Genomic DNA, 18,424 nt, shown 5'->3' with positions numbered 1-18,424 from the left:
CGGGCTGAAAGTAACACTTAATTAACATCAGCGCTAAATAGGTATCGAATAGTGTGAACAACTTATCGCAATAAAATACCCTCGAAAATAACCAAAATTTTGCCCCTGAAAATTCGAATGATAACTACTTCTAAAGAGCTAGTAACAAAGTTTTATTACATCGCCTAAATTTGGCAGGAATCACAGAGTGCGGGGGTGCTTTACTTCGACAGAGTCAAAACTTGAGCTGTATAATTAATAAGCAATCAGGAGCATTCTGGCTAGTGAAATTCTATGTGAATCGTTTATCGGAAAATGAGTTTTTTAGGAAGTAAAACTCAACAATTTGATGGGGCATTTTTATGAAACGGGACGACTTAGGGATTTGTCTTTCCAAAGACATGTTATCGAGACAACTGTGTTCTACGTTCACCCACGTAAGAGCGTATGATCCGAAAGATACCTGCTCAGATGAAATGTTAGTGCTTCTCTCTTTTCCTCAGATGTCAGGAAGAGAATTGCTGAGCACAATGCAAAGCAGCAAAAAGTTGGTTTGGAGAGCAGATTATTTTTGCCCTGCGGATCATCACTTCTAACAAATACGGTTTGTTTTGTCACAGACAGCGATTTGCTGATAAGCAACGATACGTTTACAACACCGTGCTTTTTACAAGACTATTCTTTTTAAAAGAGTATGCTTTCTAAAACCCGTTGACTTAACACATAAATAATTAGAGCATATGCTCTAATTATTTTTTATTGCTGAGCTGAACATGAAGACAAAAACTATCGCTCTTTTTGTATGCTCTCTGCTTGGTAGTCAAACTGCTTATTCTGCGCCAATTTCGTTTCAACAAGCTTGGGAACTGCTGAAACAGAACAACAATTCCCTCGCAGCAGAACGTGCCAATGTAGAGCGTTACGAACATCTTAAAAATTCTAAAGGTAACCTCAACTTACCTTCCATTAGCGTGGGAGCGAACTTCACTCGCTTAGATAACGACGTGACGCTCTCCGGCCAGCAAATTATGGAGAGTACAGGTCAAACCCTCCCTCTCCCTGCTGCACTACTAAGTTCCATTGGTTCAATAACTTCAACGGTTACTGAAAGAGATATCTTCAGCTCTTCTATTCGAGCTGTCTGGCCTATTTTTACCGGTGGCAGAATTTCAGCAGCCCAAGATGCCGCGATTGGAAAGAAAGAGGAAGCTCAAAGTCAGCTTGCTATGGAAACTCAAGCTCGCTACGAAGACTTAGCGAAATACTATTACAGCGTAGTTTTGGCTCAGCAAGTTTTAGAAACTCGCTCTTCCGTTGAAGCGGGATTAACCAAACACAGAGATAACGCTTTAAAACTAGAGCAACAAGGGCAAATAGCCCACGTTGAGCGACTTCAGGCTGAAGCTTCATTAGATAAAGCGGCGGTTGAACGTAAGAAAGCACAAAAAGACCTCGATATTGCTCAAAATGCTTTAACGGAAATTCTAGGACAAACCACCCTCGTAGAACCCGATGGTGAGTTGTTTGTAAACCAAAGTCTTCCTTCAATGAGTGCCTTTGTCGAACAGACACTCAATACTTATCCGGGCCTTGATTTGCTCGACGCCAAAGAAAAACAAGCCAGCAGCTTAATCAATGCGGAGAAAGGCAAATATTACCCAGAGGTTTACCTATACGGCGACTACAGTCTCTATGAAGACGATTCATTAGCAAGTCAGATGAAGCCAGATTGGTTAGTTGGTATTGGTGTCAGCGTCCCTTTGCTTGAAAATACAGGGCGTAGTGATCAGATTAAGGCAGCGCATAGTGCAGTCTCACAAGTCAAATACTTGAAGGCACAAGCAAGACAAGATCTGCAAGTATTAGTGAAGAAAACCTATCTCGAAGCAGAGCAAGCACTTGAAGAAGTGACAGGGCTAAACTCCAGCCTCAATCTTGCTCAAGAAAACCTTAAACTGCGTCAGAAAGCATTCACCCAAGGCTTATCTACCTCTCTTGATGTGGTAGATGCCGAACTGTATTTAGCGAGCGTTAAAACTCAGCAATACGTTGCCAGCTTTAATTACCTTATTTCACTCAATAAATTGCTCGCACTGACCAGTGAAATGGACACATTTGATAACTACAAAAATTCAGCAATTCCTCTGACAAGCGCTGAAACTCAAACTCTTGTGAATGAAAAGGATCCATCATGAAGGCTGTAAAAACGACACTAGTTGCTGTATCCACCCTAGCTTTGGTTTCATGGATCGGTTATGGCTTTTATCAAGCTTATCAGCCAAAGCCTATTCATTTGCAGGGTCAGATAGAATCACAGCAATACAGCATTTCCTCAAAAGTACCGGGGCGTATAGACCAAGTGTATGTTCGCAAAGGTGATATGGTCGAAAAAGGACAGCTGATATTCACTATTCACAGCCCAGAAATTGAAGCCAAACTTGATCAAGCGATTGCTGGAAAAAAAGCCGCTGGAGCCTTGGCTCAGGAAGCGGAAAACGGTGCTCGTGAACAACAGATTCAAGCAGCAAAAGATCAATGGTTAAAAGCGCGCGCCGCTTCTCAGTTAGCTGAGAAGACTTATTTACGCGTCAATAACCTATATAAAGATGGCGTCGTTGCTGAGCAGAAAAGAGATGAAGCTTTAACGCAATGGCAAGCAGCGAAATACACTGAAAGCTCAGCACAGCAGATGTACAACATGGCTCAAGAAGGCGCTCGTGAAGAAACCAAACAAGCCGCAGCAGAAAAAGTTCGTATGGCTGAAGGTGCGGTTGCTGAAGTGGAAGCATACGCCGCAGACACTGAAATTTCGAGCTGGTTTGATGGAGAAGTTGCACAAGTATTAATGCAAAGTGGAGAACTCGCCCCACAAGGTTTCCCTGTTGTGACGGTAGTCGATACACAAGATTCTTGGGCGGTTCTCAATGTTCGAGAAGACCTGCTCAGCCATTTTGCTAAGGATTCTCAGTTCAATGCTTTTGTTCCAGCACTGAATAAAACGCTGGCGTTTAAAGTCACTCATATTGCGGTAATGGGCGACTTCGCAACATGGCGCTCTACCGATGCAACACAAGGTTTTGACTTGCGCACTTTTGAAGTTGAGGCTCGTCCCGTTGAACCTGTTGAAGGTTTACGCATGGGTATGAGCGTGGTGGTTGAACTGTAAATGGATCACGCTGTGGCTTCACCTTCTTTAGAGACACAATGGCAGATATTAAGGAGAGATCGCTGGTTACTCTCCTGTCTGACATGGGTTCCGATCGTATTGGTTGTCACTATCTGGTGGATATTCTCCCAAGCCATTGTCCGCGATTTACCTATTGGCGTTGTAGATCTATCCAATAGTCGCCTTTCACGTCAGCTTAGCCGCGAACTGGATGCAACCTCCACCCTTTCGGTACTTCGCAGTTACGCCAATGTGGCAGAAGCGACAGAGGATCTAAAGAGCACTGGCATTTATGCTTATGTGGTTATTCCGAACCAATTCGATAAGACCATTTATCGTGGAGAACAACCACAGGTTACCACCTTCTACAACAGCCAAATGATTCTGGTTGGAAGGCTAATCAATTCTGCCGTCGTGCAAGCGCAATCTACATTTAATGCACAGGTTGAAGTGGTAAAAACGCTCGCCAAGGGCCAACAAACCACGCTGGGTGCAATGAGCCACGTGTTACCGATACGTACTCAAATCACACCGCTATTTAATAAAAACACAAACTACGCGCAATTTTTGGTTTCGGCGGTTGTTCCTGCCATTTGGCAAATTGCCATAGTGGTGACCACCATTATGATACTGGCCGCCAATCACCGAACTCACGGTTTAAGCATTTGGGCGCAACCCAATACTTTCTCTCGTTTGATAGCAACACTTGCCCCCTATTCACTTGTCTTCGTCTTGCAAGGTGCCGGCTTTCTTAGCTGGTTTTATCACGGGCTGGATTGGCCTATGCACGGTTCTATGTCGACCATGGTCATTGCTCAGTGCTTTACGATTGTGGCCTGTATGATTATGGGCTCGTTCTTTTTCTTTATTACATTAGACCCAGCACGAGCGATGAGCTTCGCCGCTGCATATACCGCACCAAGCTTCGCTTTTATGGGAATAACATTCCCGACAACGGATATGGGTACTTTGGCTCAGATATGGCGCAGCTTGCTACCTGTCAGTCATTATATTGATGTGCAGGTAAGCCAAGTCAGCTATGGACTCGATGCTTATTCTGCTCTTGCATCTTTGTGGCCGATGCTTGGCTATCTTCTACCACTTGGATTAACCCTCCTGTTGATTAAAAAACACCTGCGAGCTGAAAAAAAAGTGAGGAGTGACCATGAGCTGGTTTAACTTACTGAAAGCGGAAATTAAAGCACTGTTTACCAACCCTGTGGTGGTATTGACCGTGTTTGGTGGCGTATTTTTCTATTCTTTTCTTTACCCGCTTCCCTACAGTCAGCAAACGCCAAGAGAACAAACGCTTACCGTAGTAAATTTGGATAAGAGTCAAGCCAGCTATCAACTCGAACGCATGGTTGATGCAACGCCACAGGTCAAAGTCGTTCAACGAAATGCGACCATTGAAGAAGCAAAGCAGGCCTTTCTAGATAAGCAAGTGAGCGGAATTTTGGTTATTCCGGAACATTTCTACAAAGACTTAATGCTAGGGAAAAGCACCACTCTTGCTTATGCGGGTGATGCTTCCTACTTTTTGGTTTACGGCACATTAGTTGAAGGTCTGGCTCAGGCAGGCGGAACATTAGCAGCCAAAACCAAAGTCGCTCGTCTTGTCGTAGACGGAGAGCCACTTTCACTTGCCGCTAAACACTACTCGCCGACCGGACAAAACCTGAAACCCACGTTTAATGCACGTATGGGATATGTAGACTATGTAGTACCAGCCGTGTTTGTTCTTATTTTGCAGCAAACGATGCTGATTGCTTCAGGCATGATGGTTGGCACGCAGAAACACGGTATTGGTTATTGGAGCCACATATCCAGTTTCAAACTCATCGCTTTAAGAAGTGTTGTGCTCATCCCGATTTACTACCTGCTGAGTATGTATTATTTCGGCGCAAGTTTTAGCCTGCATGGTGTCAACACACTGGCACACGCATCCGAACTGCTGACGCTGTTACTGCCATTTTTACTTTCTTCATGTTTTATCGGCATCTGGCTTGGTTCTATTACTCCAAGACGGGAGCTGGTAACTTTGGTGGTTTTGCTTAGCTCAATGCCTTTGATTTTTTCAGCAGGCTTTATATGGCCTGTCGAGGCGATTCCACAGCCAATTGTATGGGCATCGAAACTGTTTCCAAGTACTCCGGCAATACAAGGCTTCTTAGCTCTCAATCAAATGAGTGCTGAATGGCGTCAAATAGCATCTCAATGGACTTTGCTGTGGGGACAAGTGATAGTTTGGTTCATGCTGGCTTGGTGGCAGCTTAGCAAAGCGCAACGCAACTGCACCAGAATAGAAAAGTAGAAGAAACGGCTGGCAAACAAGTTATTCTTGCCAGTCTTTTCGCATCCGCTTGATGACTTCATCATCGACACCGTGGATATTCCCGTAAAGCTCTCGACACACAATGATATTCAGCTTAGCTTTATGTTTTCTGGCTAACTTCTTATAGACGGTCATCTCCCACTGCTTAACAAAGGTGTTTGATACCACCACGCTCTTGCCCTCTTGAAGCCAGTAATCCGTCTGTTGCTGGCACCATTGGTGTGCATCCCCAATTTCCTCAGCACGGTATTGATACTCTCCCTGCTCATCCACAAAGTACATATCCGCTTCTAAATGAACGGCTGGTAATGTTTTTGCCAGCGTTGATTTACCTGAACCCGGTAAACCTCGGATAAGAGTGAGAGTCAGCATGTTGAACCCGTTAATAAGATATAAAATTATGAAATAACCGCGTTGGGCGTGAATATTAACTTAATTTAAGGTTGTCTGCATTTTGCTATCGACATCTGTAAATAGTTAGGCTATAAGTCTAGATGTTTAGACGTCCAAAATGTTAGCTAAGGGAGAAAGCTGTGCCAATTAGGATCCCCGATCAACTGCCTGCAAGTGATGTATTACGTAAAGAGAACATCTTCGTAATGCCAGAATCTCGTGCGTCAACGCAGGAAATACGCCCACTTAAAATTTTGATCTTGAATCTGATGCCGAAAAAAATTGAGACCGAGACTCAATTTTTACGCCTACTCTCCAATTCACCTCTGCAATTGGATATCGAACTGTTACGCATTGATGATCGCCCAAGCAAAAACACACCGGAAGAACACCTTAATGCTTTCTATCGTCAGTTTGACAAAATTAAGGATCGTAACTTTGATGGTCTGATCATCACCGGAGCTCCACTGGGCTTAGTTCAGTTTGAAGACGTGGCTTACTGGGATCATTTACAGACCATTATGACTTGGGCAAAAAGCCATGTTACTTCAACACTTTATGTGTGCTGGGCTGCTCAAGCTGGCTTGAAGCTGCTGTATAACTTGCCAAAGAGAACACGTAAGGAAAAACTCTCCGGAGTTTACCATCACGACATCCATCAGCCATTCCACCCAATCTTGCGTGGTTTTGATGATACCTTTTTGGCTCCTCATTCTCGTTATGCAGATTTTGAAGCCGACTTTTTAGATCAACATACCGACTTAGATATACTCGCGACTTCTGACGTTGCGGGCGTGTACTTAGCATCAACGAAAGACAAGCGTAACGTGTTCGTTACCGGTCACCCGGAGTACGATGCTAATACACTGCACAATGAGTATGTTCGCGATCTGGGTGAAGGTATGGAACCAATGATTCCTGTGAACTACTACCCGAATGACAATCCGGATAATCAACCGAGAGCAAGTTGGCGAAGTCATGGGCACCTGTTGTTCGCGAATTGGCTTAACTATTGTGTATACCAACAAACACCGTTTGATCTGGAACACTTTAGCGAAGACAAGTTCACAAAAGACGACTAGTCGAAGATCAAAGCTGTATTTCAGCACACACTTCTAAGCCCGCTATCACTAGCGGGCTTTTTTATTCACTCCATTGAATATGCAGAACCTGTCGCATAAATTTTCACCATAACTTCGATAATTAATTGATTTCATTATCATACCTTCAAAATTCAAGGAGTAAGTCAATGAAATCAATACTCAGTATTTTGCTATCATCTCTCCTCTTGGGCTGCATGATGGTTGAACAACAAGACAGTCTCCAACAAAACAGCGACCCGATTGAAAAAGCGGAATCGAGAATCACATTAGGCTTGGGCTATTTAGAAAATGGCAACATGCCCAAAGCACGAGAAAACCTTGAGAAAGCGTTAGAACACGCGCCGGAATACTACAGAGCCATGCTTGCGATCGCTCATTATTACGATGTCGTCGGCGAAAAAGATAAAGCACTTGAAGCTTACGAAGACGCATTGAGTGAACATGACGACAATGGCCAAGTGCTCAACAATTATGGTGCTTTCCTGTGCAAGATAGGCGACTACCGACAAGCCGATAAATATTTCAATCAAGCCGTAGAACAACCCAATTATTACTTAGTGGCGGAAAGCTACGAAAATGCCGGTTTGTGTGCAGCGAAGTATGGCAACTTGAGCAAAGCAAAAAAGTACTTTAGCCGCGCCATAGATCATGATCCACAGCGATTTCGCTCAATCTTACAATTGTCGAAGCTAGAAATAGATTCAGGAGAGTTTTCTCAGGCGCGAGTGAGGCTTTTGCAGTTTCATCAAAACCATGGTTATCAAAAAGCATCACTGCACTTGTTGGCAAATTTAGAAAGGCGAGCCGGAAACAAAAGGTTGGAACAGAAATATTTATCGCTACTCAAACAACTGTAGGCTCATTGTCATTTAGCGTTTTTCGGGCGGCCATTATTGCCGCCTTTTCTATCGCGATAATGCACTCGGCGTAGGCGTCGTACTTGTTTCGCCCGTTGTATTTTCTGGTATTCGCGATAAACGATACGGATAAACAAAACCAGTCCGACAAGCAACAATAGTGAAAATACACTCAAGAATGGTTTGCATAACCAATCCGGTTGGCAAGGTTGAAAGAACACAAAGTCCATACTTACCTCCTTCTCTATAGAGTTATTCCACTACTGTTATATTAGCAACTGTCTTTAATCCACAGCTTGCGCTGTTCAGCATTTTGAAAAGTCCATGCAATAAAACGACTTATCTTTTGTCCTTGCTGCATCTCTACTACTTTTATCGACTCGGCGCCAACTTTCTGAAGTTGTTTTTTCATCCAACGAACATTATCACTTTTTGATATCAGCGTTGTGAACCACAAAACCTGCTGACCAAACCGCTGACTTTCAAACGCCATGTTCTTAATAAATGCCGCTTCACCGCCGGGACACCAAAGCTCAGCTTTTTGTCCACCAAAATTGAGAGTCGGCTTTTCCTCTTGCTTTGAAAGCATCGGCTGACTTGTTAAACCTTTCTTCTTTTTGTTCGCTTGAAGGTTTTTCAGCTTTCGCTGAGTCCCCTGTTCTGCTTCGGCAAGAGAAGCATGAAACGGCGGATTGCAGGTCGTCACATGGTATTTTTCATTTGGCTGAATAATGCCAGCAAATATCGATTTGCTGTCAGTCTGTAAACGGCACTCTATTCGGCCTCTCAGATTGTCATTGTGCTGAGCAATGTTATTAGCTTGCTTCACAGACACGGGGTCAACATCGCTACCTACATAGTTCCAAGCGTATTCCGTGACACCAATGATCGGATAAATGCAGTTTGCACCGACTCCTATATCAAGTGCGCGAATACCGTCTTGTTTGAGCGACGAGTTCTCTGATTGCAGCAAATCAGCCACGCGGTGGATGTAGTCTGCACGTCCCGGAATCGGCGGACACAAGTAGCCCTGCGGAATATCCCAGAACGACACACCATAATGCAGTGCAAGTAACGCTTTGTTCAGTAGCTTAACGGCTGTCGGGTCTGAGAAAGAAATACTCCAATCACCTTTAGGGTTTTTAATCAGGTGGGGTTTTAATTCCGGTAACACTTTGCACAACGCCATAAAGTCATAATTGCCTTTGTGGCGATTTCTACTGTGTAACCCCTCTTTGCCCTTAGTCACTGGGTTTGATCTAACGGTTGGTTTTGCCGCTCCGCTAGATTTCGGTTGTGCTAGTGGTTTAGACTTTGAAGCCTTAGATGCAGAATACGATTTCTTACTGCTCACCTTTTTTTCATTAGCAGCTTTTTCTTTCACTGTATTTTTACTGCGTGTTTTCCCTCGGGTCTTCTCAGTAGGAGCTTGACTGTTCATCCGTTACCTCGGCTTAACTCTAAGACCATCATGTAAATGCGTGCATCCAGTTCATACTGGTGATAATTCGGTTCCATATGACAACAAAGTTGATAGAAGGATTTGTTGTGATCTTTTTCTCTCAGATGCGCAAGCTCGTGAACAACCAGCATTCTTAATAAAGGCTCAGGCGCGTTTTTAAACATACTGGCAATACGTATTTCATTTTTAGATTTGATCTTATTACCATGGACTTTTGATACATAAGTGTGAAGGCCCAGAGCATTGTTGATTAGGTGTATTTTGCTGTCGTAAACCACCTTGCTCAGCGGCGCAGTTTTCTTCATATACTGGTTCTTAATCGCCATCGTATATTCAAACAGTGCTTTCTCACTTTGAATTGAATGACGTTCAGGGTAACGCTGCTCGAACCAAGGAATGAGCTTATCGTTATCAACCAACTTTTGGACTGACTCGACAATGTGAGCAGGATAGCCTTGAATGTATCTGAGTACTGAATTCATACGTATTTTTGAAAGCCTTAAAATGAAGCCGCACAGTGTAGCGGAAAGTCGATAATGATTCACGTATTAGGCTTTGGCAAATGCAGAGGTAGGTTTGTATCAAGTCTGAATGAAACTGGAACATGGAAAATCTAGACACCAGACGATTTTCCATTGTTTTAAAAAGGTATGAGCTAGGTCTAACTGAGCAACGCAACCACAGTATGGCGACGCACATTCGCTTGTGCATTTAATGCTTCAAACGCCGAAGAAAAATCTTCCGAAGCTCTATTAAAATGTGTGAGCTTTTGTGAAATCTGCTGACTGCTAGGCACATTCAGTTGACTCTTCATTGTCTGCATTTGTGTATCGATATCGACTTGATATTGGTTAGCTTGTTCTAAGCTAGCGTGTGTTTGCTGAAGATGTTTATTAACTTTAATGATGCTCTGCTTAATACCGTCACGCGAGCTTAAATCGAAACGAAGCTCAGCAACGCCATCTGGTTCTGATTTTAAATTGAGCATGTTAGCCTGACCAGCCGGAAAACGATGGCCTTGGCCTGTAACTGCGACTTTATGGTCCATTTGTTTGTAAGCTTGCTCACTCGCTTCAAATAGTACGGTACCGTCTTCACTAATGCTGGCTCTCATCCCCAAAGGTATAAGACTTCTATCCAACATTTTAACGGTTCTAACTCCATCTTTCGCTGAATCAAACTGGATCATTACCGAGCTACCATGAGGAAAATCCAAACGTATTTGTTCAGCTTTACCTTGTAAGCGATTCACATTGAGACCAGGAATTGAAAATCGGCGGACATCTGTTCCATTGAGTTTTAAGTTCAACTCATTATCAATAACACGATGACCATCGAAACGAGACTCCTGTAACACGGTATCAATTTGAATTTTTGAACGCGTTAAGTTCTCTTTAATATTTGGAACGTTATCTACGCCCTGATTCATTGCCTGAGTTAATTGACGCTTAATGCTACCTAACTCTTTCCCAACTAGCTGCAAAGACTTAGCCGCTATTTGTACAGCAGTCGCTTGTTGTTGCCCCTGAGTAAGCAATATTCCAGACACAGAATAAGTCGAGGTATTACCTCTGTTCGAATAACTAGCGGGGTTAGACGCAATACGTTTTACATCGCCAGCATTTAGAGACGGTGTAACTGTTGTTCTTTCCTGCCCAGTTAGTCGAATACCATGCGCACGAACTTCACTTGTGCTTAAAGCCATCTAAATACTACCTAAATACGGTCAAATAGTGATAAGCCGTCTATTTTGACATAGCTGGCTTGTGTAGCCTGTAAAGCAGCCATAAAACTGTTTAAACGCACAGAGGCTTCACTGTAATCTAAAGCAGATAACTCATCGTTCACTTTTTCGACAAAGAGTTTATTATCGGTATGCGAACTGTTCATTAAATCCAAATTGTTATGACGTCCGCCCATTTCTGTGATTGCCGAGAGAACGTTATTTGCGGTTATATCAAGATCATTAATTGTGTTGCTGACTTCATTTTGGAAATTTGCAGTAGGAGCCTGAAACTCGGCGATTAATCCGTCTATGGATTTTAAAATATTATTGCCACCGCCCAGATCCAAAACATCTAGCGCTGTAATGTTCGTTTCCATCGTAACGCCTTTTGCGACAGTCACGACTCGTTTATCACTGTTACCCAAAATATTGTAATTCGCATCTAAAGACGGGGTATCTGTTGCCGTTCCCGAGAATAAATGAACCCCTTCTTCATCTTGAGCGTTAAATGCCGAAGTAATCGAATCTCGTAGATTGTTTAACTCGGTAATAATCCCGGCACGGTCGTCTGTTGTCATCGTGCCATTCGCTCCCCAGAGAATTCGGTCACGCATGTTCTGCAAGCTATCCGTCACGGAATCTAAATACACTTCCTGGCTGGAAAGTATCGTTTTTACATTGGCAATATTGTTTTGGTATTGGGTAATAGCGCTGTCTTCACGCTCGAGGTTCAATAACTTGATTGATGCCATAGGATCGTCGGACAACTTCGTCATCCTTTCACCTGTCGACATTTGCTGCATGACCTTTCCTAACCCTGCATTGTTTGTCTGCAAGCTTTGCAGCATCATCTGGCTAAACTGTGTGTCACTGATTCTCATGATGTCCCTCTAAAATAACTGCAGCACTGAATCAAACAGCTGGTTGGCGGTACTGATAACTTTCATATTGGCATTGTGCGCATTAGCAAAATTCATTAGGTTTGCTGCTTCTTCGTCACTGTTGACTGCACTAATATTATCTCTGGCGGTAATTGCCTGGCTGTTCATGCTGCTTTTAGCCTGATAGTCCGATTCGGCCTGTCGTGCTTTTATTGCGACATTACCCACCATTCCTGTAAATGCATCATTCAGTGAGACATTCCCAAAGCCATTAATCGAAAATGTCTGGTTACTTATCTCTATTATGGAAATCAAGTTGTCGCTGTTCCCTGGATTTCCATCACCAGATAAACCCAGTTCATTCGGAGTAATGTCCGTAATAGTTAGACTTGCAGCAGCGTTCGCTGCGTCATAACTAAATAACGCTTTTCCCGCGATTCCGTTAAGATCTAAGCCCATTGCCAGTTCCGTGTTGAACGCATCAGCCATGGAAACAGCCATCTCATCAAGCGCCGTCATGTACGGTTTGAGAATGTTAGTTTGGTAGTTTGATATTGCGCCAAGGTTACTGCCGACATCACCGGGTATTGAAAAGCTTTGTTTATCAAAATCGACTTGTAACGTTGCTATATAAGCATCATTTACATCAGGTATTGCTTTAAGAACACCCGCCTCACTGCCCATGATCAGAGGTTGACCAGACGTCAGTGTTACTTGAATGCTCCCGTTAGCCTGATCAGTGGTTTTTACTTCCACCAATTTTGATAGCTCCCCAACCAACGTATCACGTGTGTCTAGTAGTTGCGCTGCATTTGCGCCAACGCCTTTACTCTCAACTATCTGCTTATTTATATCAGCAATATTACTCATAAGACTATTCGCTTCTGCAACTGCAGCAGTGCGCTGATCGCTTAAGTTTTTATGTTGGGTATAAAGGGACTCATTCAGAGTGTTAAAACGGCGGGATAGCGCTTCAGCTTCATTAATAATTTGCTGACGTAATGGCATAGATTCCGGTTTCGAAGTCGCATCATGAAGTGCAGCAAATAAGTTATCCAAACCCGCTGACAAACTAAATCCTTCAGAATCTAATGTGTTTTCTAGGTAGCTTAAACTCTCTGTATACCGTGATGCATAAGATTCTGCACTGCTGGTCGTCCACGTCTGCTTAACAATAAACTGATCTGTTACTCGGCGAATACTCGTCACCTCTACGCCCGTCCCTGCACTAAGTCTGTCATACTGAGAACCGCCAACGGTTGCCATTAGTGCTTGTTGGCGACTATAACCAGGAGTATTTACGTTCGCGACGTTCTGAGCTGTAACATCTAGTGCTACGCGGTTTGCATTGAGTCCGCTTAATGCGATATTAACCAGGTTCATATTCGTTAACGCTCCAATTTACGAATCAAAGACTGACTAAATGCATTAGTCGCTGTTAATTCATTTCTTTCTTGGAAGTTAGATGCGACCGTTTGTGAAGAATGATTAACTGGTGTGATGACATTTTTTGCCAATTTTGACTCATCGTGTTCTACACGTTGAGAAGCTAAAGAAAAGTCCACAATGTTTGAAGCCGAGCTCTCATTCGAACCCAATTGTTCAACTAACATATCTGCAATTCCCGAGCTCTGTTTTTTCGCCATTTCAATAGCCATCTGGCCATCATACATATCGCGAAAAACACCCTGTTGCTTGCTAGAAAACGGGCTGTCTTCATCAGCCATAACATCACTGCTGCTACGCATTTGACGTAATACTAATTGCAGGAACATTGCCTCAAATTGTTTAGCGACAGTTTCTAATGCGCCTTTTTCGTCGGAAGCATGTTTAATGTTCGTCAGTGTTGTGTTGTCGTGATAAAGAACTGAACCCATCTGTGTTCTATCGTTAGAAAGATCTATTTTCATTGTGCTTTCCCTATATAACGACTAACTCGGCGTTTAATGCCCCAGCCTCATGTAAGGCTTGCAATATCGACATTAGATCAGTGGGTGTCGCTCCGAGGCTGTTTACCGCACTCACTATGGTGTTGAGTTCGGTGCCCACAGGCCAGATCATCATATTCGCTCTCATTTCATCAATATTAATATCCGACTGCTGGACAACTTCCGTTTGCCCTGAATCTGCAAACGCATTTGGCTGACTCACCAGTTGAGATTCGTTAATACTGACCGTTAAGTTGCCGTGACTGACAGCAGCCTCTCCCACCTTCACATTCTTACCTATTACGACTGTTCCAGTGCGAGAGTTAAAGACGATTCGTGCAGGTTTACGACCTTCGGTAACACTGAGCTCTTCTAACATAGACATCATAGTCACTCGTTGTTGGGTATCCTTAGGGGCACGCATTTCGACTTTGCCCTTATTGATTGCCGTCGCAACCTTAGGTCCAAACGTATTATTAATTTCACGAACAATATTTTTTGCGGTCGTAAAGCTAGGCTCACGTAGATTTAGAGTGATTTTGTCTTGTTCATTAAAGTCTGTGGGTATTTCTCGTTCGAGTGTTGCACCGTTAGGTACTCTGCCAGTGGTTGCTGTATTGATGGTAATTTTTGAACCACTTCTACCTTCGGCAGACACACCGCCAACCACAACATTACCTTGCGCTACGGCATACACTTCGCCGTCAACACCGCGCAATGGTGTCATTAATAACGTCCCGCCTCTGAGGCTTTTGGCATCGCCGATGGATGCAACAACAATATCCAGTTTCTGACCCGGTCCAGCCATTGGATTGACTGTCGCCGTCACACTCACTGAAGCCACGTTACGCAACTTGGGGTTGGTCGATTCATCGAGTTGTACACCAAACTGACGCAACATGTTTGTAATGGACTGAGCGGTAAACTTCACTTGGTTACGGTCACCATTGCCATCTAAGCCAACAACCATTCCGTAACCAACTAATTGGTTTTCACGTATTCCCTGAACATCTACCAAGTCCATTAATGCAATTTGAGTTTCAGCTCGCGCGGTAGGGAACGAACCCAAAAACAGTACCAGTAATACTGTTGTGAAAAATATATTGTGTTGTTTCATTAAAACGGCATCCATGGACTATTAAAGAACTGCGTCAACCAACCGGACGCGTTACTGTCAGCCAGTGCGCCACGGCCTGAATAGGTAATTCTTGCATCACCAATGCGTTGAGAAGAGACTTGATTACTACGTGTAATATCTTCGACACGGACGATTCCGGTCAGACGAATAAACTCATCCCCCTGATTCAATCGAAGCCATTTTTCTCCGCGGATTCTTAATACTCCATTAGGAAGAACCTCACCGACGGTGACCGTTATTGCTCCTTCAAGTTTATTACCTTGAGAACTAGAAGCTGTGCCATCAAATTTTCGCTCACCATCTACAGATGCACTAAATTGATCGTATGTGCTGTTCCCTATTGTGGGGACACCGAGTCCAACACTCGACGTTTTTCCATATTTAGTATCTGCACTTTTACTGGATTCTGTTTCTTCCGACAAAAGTACGGTCAAAACATCGCCGACACGATAAGCACGGCGGTCTTGAAATAGAGTCATTGAGTAGTTGTGGCGATAAAGACTGCCTGAGTGAGGTGTAGGTAAAGAGTAATCCAAAGCCGGTGGCCCATATTTTTCATCATCGGGTGATGGCGGAATAAACTCATCCCGCCCAGCGCAACCCGATAATATTAAAACGCTCAATAACCCGACCGTGTTTAGCTTTGTCATTACTCTATGTTTCATTAACTATGCTTCCTTACACAGACTGTGACACATACTTCAGCATGTCATCAGCCGCAGATACGACTTTGGCATTCATCTCGTACGCTCGTTGTGTGGTGATCATGTCTACCATTTCTTCTACAACCTGAACGTTAGAACCTTCGAGCACACCTTGTTTAATGCTGCCTACACCATCTTCACCAGCAACAAGTTCCTCAGCCTGACCACTAGCATCCGTTTCACGGAAGAGGTTTCCACCTAATGCTTCTAAGCCTGCCGGGTTAATAAACCTTGCCAGCGTAATTTGCCCTAACGTCTGTGGTGTAGAATCCGTTGCACTTGTTGTAGTGACTGTGCCGTCAACACCAATCGACAAAGATGTCGCATCCTCTGGGATCTGTATTTGTGGTTGCAAAGGCAAACCCTGACTGTTCACTATCAAACCTTCAGAGTTCACATGGAACTGACCATTTCTGCTGTACATGATTTGGCCGTCAGAATTTTCGATCTGGAAAAAACCCTGCCCCATGACAGCGAGGTCCATTTCCTGACCTGTGTTCTGAGTATTACCCTGAGTGAAGACTTTTTGCGTACCCACTACGCGTACGCCGCTACCTAACTGAACACCCGTTGGAAGCTGGTTTACCTGATCAACCTGAGCGCCGGGCTGACGTTGAATGCTGTAAAACAAGTCTTCAAAAACAACACGATCACGTTTAAAACCAACCGTGTTCACGTTCGCGAGATTGTTTGAAATAGCGGTCATCTTAGTATCTTGAGCCGCCATGCCAGTTTTACTGACCCATAGTGCTGAATGCATTAAAGATTCTCCTTACAACGCCGACATTTATCGCGCGCTTACTAATTTATTTCCGGCTTGAGCCAATGTTTCTGCGGTTTTCATCATGCGCACTTGCATTTCAAAATTACGAGTTAAAGACATAACACTCAGTAACTCGTCAATTGCCGAAACATTACTTCCTTCAATATGTTCAGGATTAAGTTGTATCGTTGCATCTACCGCTAACACTGTGCCATCAGTGGTATGCAATAAACTGTCACTTTCCTTTTGCAGTTGGCCATCCGCCGGGTTCACCAGTTTGAGTGTCCCAACGTTGATTTCAGCACCGCCTCCAGGAGGTGTGACAGAAATAACTCCGCGCTCACTAACTTCCACTTTTTCATATTCAGGCAGGACAATTGGCGCGCCACCATCATCTAATACTGCAAACCCGTTAATGCTCAGGGCACCATTGGTATCGACAGCCATATTGCCCGCTCGTGTATAAGCTTCGCCGCCATCTGGAGATTCAACGGTTAAATAACCATCTCCCATGATGGCAACATCAAGTGACCGTCCAGTTCTAACGATGTCACCACTGTCAAAACGCGTAGAAGCAGAGTTGGTTACAACCATGGTTCGTCCGTCATACCCTGAACCTTTTAGCGGCACACTGCTGACGCGTTCCATATCCGCACGAAAACCCGAAGTATCTGCGTTTGATAAGTTATTTGAACGTACGTGCTGAGCTTTAAGTACTCGGCTGGCTCCAGAAGTCGCGGTGTATAGCAAACTATCCATTTATGATCCTGTTGAAATTCATTAACTAGATTGCGTTGAATAACGCCTGAGTAAGCTTATCTTCTGTTGAGATGGTCTTTGCGTTTGCCTGATAGTTACGCTGAGCCGTCATCAGACTGACCAACTCTCCAGTCAAATCGACATTTGAGCCTTCCAGAGCACCTGCAGATAAATCACCTAAAGTACCCGTACCCGGTACGCCAATAATCGGAGCACCTGAACTGAAACTTTGCGTCCAAGCGGTACCACTCACTTTTGCTAAGCCTTGCGGGTTAGCAAAGTTGGCTAACACAACTTGTCCCTGTAATTGAGATTCGCCATTTGTGTATGTGGCATACACCATGCCGTTGTCTTCAATACGCACACCACTGAGTTCACCTGAGGTATAGCCGTTAGGGTTATTGGTACTAACACTGAACTCCGCACCAAACTGCGTACTACCCGTCATACTGATGTCAATACTCATCGCGTTAGCACCCGCGGCAGGGAAAGCAACGTTATATGTGCCAGTAGGTGATAACAATGTTCCGTCAGTATTAAAAGTCACTGCTTGTGTTGTTACTGGTGTAGCGCTGCCATCCACTTGAACATTCACTTCCCAGGTATTATCTGCAGTTTTGGTAAAGTACTGTGTAACCGTATGGCTGTTGCCGAGAGAATCATAAACTTTGGAGGTGTATGAAGAATTAAATGAATTAGGATCGGTAACATCAAACGGATATACCGCTTGATCAATTACGCCTGCACTGGCGTTGAAATTGGAAACAAATTCAAGTGAATCAGTCGCCTTCGCCGCCAATGAAGATGTGCGAATTTTTATATCACCAACAGATCCGCTCATAAGTGTGTTATTGGCATCTACGCTGTAACCCTGTAGCGCAGCACCCGTATTGCTAACAACATTGTTGTTCTTATCGGTTCCGAAGACACCAGAACGCGTGTATTGAATCTGACCCGCAGAATCTTGTGTCACAAAGAAACCACCGCCGTTAATCGCCAAATCCATTGCTCGGCCAGTGTTTGTTACAGACCCATTTGTATCAAAATCCTGTGAAGTGGCTGCAACCTCTACGCCACCTGGCTGTAGACCATTATAAACAGCTGCAAATTCAGTCCTCGCACCCTTAAATCCATACGTTGACGCATTGGCAATGTTATGGCTGATTGTGTTTAGTTCAGTATTGGTTGCATCCAAGCCACTAAGAGCAATATTAAAACTCATAAATAACC

At 43.9% G+C, this 18,424-nt stretch carries 20 protein-coding genes; 7 read left to right on the top strand and 13 right to left on the bottom strand.

All coding sequences use genetic code 11. The features are described 5' to 3' along the window. Window positions 1-341: 341 nt before the first annotated feature. The 5 genes from AAGA51_RS06435 (at window position 342) to AAGA51_RS06415 (ending at window position 5,459) form a co-directional block, all read left to right on the top strand. Window positions 342-575: a hypothetical protein gene (locus AAGA51_RS06435; RefSeq protein WP_081878761.1), complete on the top strand. Its 234-nt coding sequence runs from the start codon at window positions 342-344 to the stop codon at window positions 573-575. A 177-nt stretch (window positions 576-752) separates the two neighbouring features. Further along, entirely contained in the window at window positions 753-2,174 is a 1,422-nt protein-coding gene (locus AAGA51_RS06430; protein WP_042488688.1) for a TolC family protein, read from the top strand. Continuing rightward, the gene (locus AAGA51_RS06425; protein WP_042488690.1) at window positions 2,171-3,145 is read left to right on the top strand and encodes an HlyD family secretion protein; all 975 of its coding nucleotides are present in this window, start codon (window positions 2,171-2,173) and stop codon (window positions 3,143-3,145) included. The genes AAGA51_RS06430 and AAGA51_RS06425 overlap by 4 nt, the downstream gene beginning before the upstream one ends. Continuing rightward, window positions 3,146-4,324, top strand: a complete 1,179-nt coding sequence (locus tag AAGA51_RS06420; RefSeq protein WP_042488693.1) for an ABC transporter permease — start codon at window positions 3,146-3,148, stop codon at window positions 4,322-4,324. Next, the gene (locus AAGA51_RS06415; protein WP_042488697.1) at window positions 4,311-5,459 is read left to right on the top strand and encodes an ABC transporter permease; all 1,149 of its coding nucleotides are present in this window, start codon (window positions 4,311-4,313) and stop codon (window positions 5,457-5,459) included. The genes AAGA51_RS06420 and AAGA51_RS06415 overlap by 14 nt, the downstream gene beginning before the upstream one ends. A gap of 21 nt (window positions 5,460-5,480) precedes the next feature. On the opposite strand, the gene AAGA51_RS06410 is transcribed toward AAGA51_RS06415, so the two are convergent. Then, window positions 5,481-5,852, bottom strand: coding sequence for an ATP-binding protein (locus AAGA51_RS06410; RefSeq protein WP_042488699.1), 372 nt, complete (start codon window positions 5,850-5,852; stop codon window positions 5,481-5,483). A gap of 161 nt (window positions 5,853-6,013) precedes the next feature. Between AAGA51_RS06410 and metA the strand changes: the two genes are divergently transcribed. Beyond that, the gene (metA, locus tag AAGA51_RS06405) at window positions 6,014-6,955 is read left to right on the top strand and encodes a homoserine O-acetyltransferase MetA (RefSeq protein ID WP_042488702.1); all 942 of its coding nucleotides are present in this window, start codon (window positions 6,014-6,016) and stop codon (window positions 6,953-6,955) included. Window positions 6,956-7,122: 167 nt separating this feature from the next. Next, window positions 7,123-7,833 carry a type IV pilus biogenesis/stability protein PilW gene (gene pilW / locus AAGA51_RS06400; RefSeq protein WP_042488706.1) on the top strand — a complete coding sequence of 237 codons (711 nt, stop codon included), beginning with the start codon at window positions 7,123-7,125 and terminating at the stop codon, window positions 7,831-7,833. Window positions 7,834-7,841: 8 nt separating this feature from the next. Here the strand turns inward: pilW and AAGA51_RS06395 are convergent, their stop codons facing one another. The 12 genes from AAGA51_RS06395 to flgE all read right to left on the bottom strand — a co-directional run bounded on the left by AAGA51_RS06395 (window position 7,842) and on the right by flgE (window position 18,416). Further along, window positions 7,842-8,063 carry a hypothetical protein gene (locus AAGA51_RS06395; RefSeq protein WP_042488708.1) on the bottom strand — a complete coding sequence of 74 codons (222 nt, stop codon included), beginning with the start codon at window positions 8,061-8,063 and terminating at the stop codon, window positions 7,842-7,844. Between the two features lie 41 nt (window positions 8,064-8,104). Then, complete coding sequence (rlmF, locus tag AAGA51_RS06390; protein WP_081878762.1) at window positions 8,105-9,274, bottom strand: 23S rRNA (adenine(1618)-N(6))-methyltransferase RlmF; 1,170 nt, start codon at window positions 9,272-9,274, stop codon at window positions 8,105-8,107. Continuing rightward, window positions 9,271-9,777 carry a M48 family metallopeptidase gene (locus AAGA51_RS06385; RefSeq protein WP_042488710.1) on the bottom strand — a complete coding sequence of 169 codons (507 nt, stop codon included), beginning with the start codon at window positions 9,775-9,777 and terminating at the stop codon, window positions 9,271-9,273. The genes rlmF and AAGA51_RS06385 overlap by 4 nt, the downstream gene beginning before the upstream one ends. A gap of 179 nt (window positions 9,778-9,956) precedes the next feature. Beyond that, the gene (locus tag AAGA51_RS06380; protein ID WP_042488713.1) at window positions 9,957-11,000 is read right to left on the bottom strand and encodes a hypothetical protein; all 1,044 of its coding nucleotides are present in this window, start codon (window positions 10,998-11,000) and stop codon (window positions 9,957-9,959) included. An 11-nt stretch (window positions 11,001-11,011) separates the two neighbouring features. Beyond that, entirely contained in the window at window positions 11,012-11,902 is an 891-nt protein-coding gene (flgL, locus tag AAGA51_RS06375; protein ID WP_042488717.1) for a flagellar hook-associated protein FlgL, read from the bottom strand. A gap of 9 nt (window positions 11,903-11,911) precedes the next feature. Further along, a complete protein-coding gene (gene flgK, locus AAGA51_RS06370) occupies window positions 11,912-13,285 on the bottom strand; it encodes a flagellar hook-associated protein FlgK (protein ID WP_042488718.1) in 1,374 nt (457 codons plus the stop codon). A gap of 5 nt (window positions 13,286-13,290) precedes the next feature. Next, entirely contained in the window at window positions 13,291-13,812 is a 522-nt protein-coding gene (locus AAGA51_RS06365; RefSeq protein ID WP_042488720.1) for a rod-binding protein, read from the bottom strand. 10 nt (window positions 13,813-13,822) lie between these two features. After that, entirely contained in the window at window positions 13,823-14,947 is a 1,125-nt protein-coding gene (locus AAGA51_RS06360; RefSeq protein ID WP_042488722.1) for a flagellar basal body P-ring protein FlgI, read from the bottom strand. After that, on the bottom strand, window positions 14,947-15,618 hold the full coding sequence (gene flgH / locus AAGA51_RS06355) for a flagellar basal body L-ring protein FlgH (RefSeq protein ID WP_042488857.1): 672 nt from the start codon (window positions 15,616-15,618) through the stop codon (window positions 14,947-14,949). The genes AAGA51_RS06360 and flgH overlap by 1 nt, the downstream gene beginning before the upstream one ends. Window positions 15,619-15,646: 28 nt before the next feature. Continuing rightward, window positions 15,647-16,432 (bottom strand): flagellar basal-body rod protein FlgG, encoded by a 786-nt coding sequence (flgG, locus tag AAGA51_RS06350; protein ID WP_042488725.1) that lies wholly within the window; start codon window positions 16,430-16,432, stop codon window positions 15,647-15,649. A gap of 27 nt (window positions 16,433-16,459) precedes the next feature. Next, entirely contained in the window at window positions 16,460-17,194 is a 735-nt protein-coding gene (gene flgF, locus AAGA51_RS06345) for a flagellar basal-body rod protein FlgF (protein WP_042488728.1), read from the bottom strand. 25 nt (window positions 17,195-17,219) lie between these two features. Continuing rightward, window positions 17,220-18,416 (bottom strand): flagellar hook protein FlgE, encoded by a 1,197-nt coding sequence (flgE, locus tag AAGA51_RS06340; protein ID WP_042488731.1) that lies wholly within the window; start codon window positions 18,414-18,416, stop codon window positions 17,220-17,222. Window positions 18,417-18,424: the final 8 nt, after the last annotated feature.

This window comes from Vibrio diazotrophicus, assembly GCF_038452265.1.
Classification (GTDB): domain Bacteria; phylum Pseudomonadota; class Gammaproteobacteria; order Enterobacterales; family Vibrionaceae; genus Vibrio; species Vibrio diazotrophicus.
This window is presented reverse-complemented; position numbering and strand designations above follow the sequence as displayed.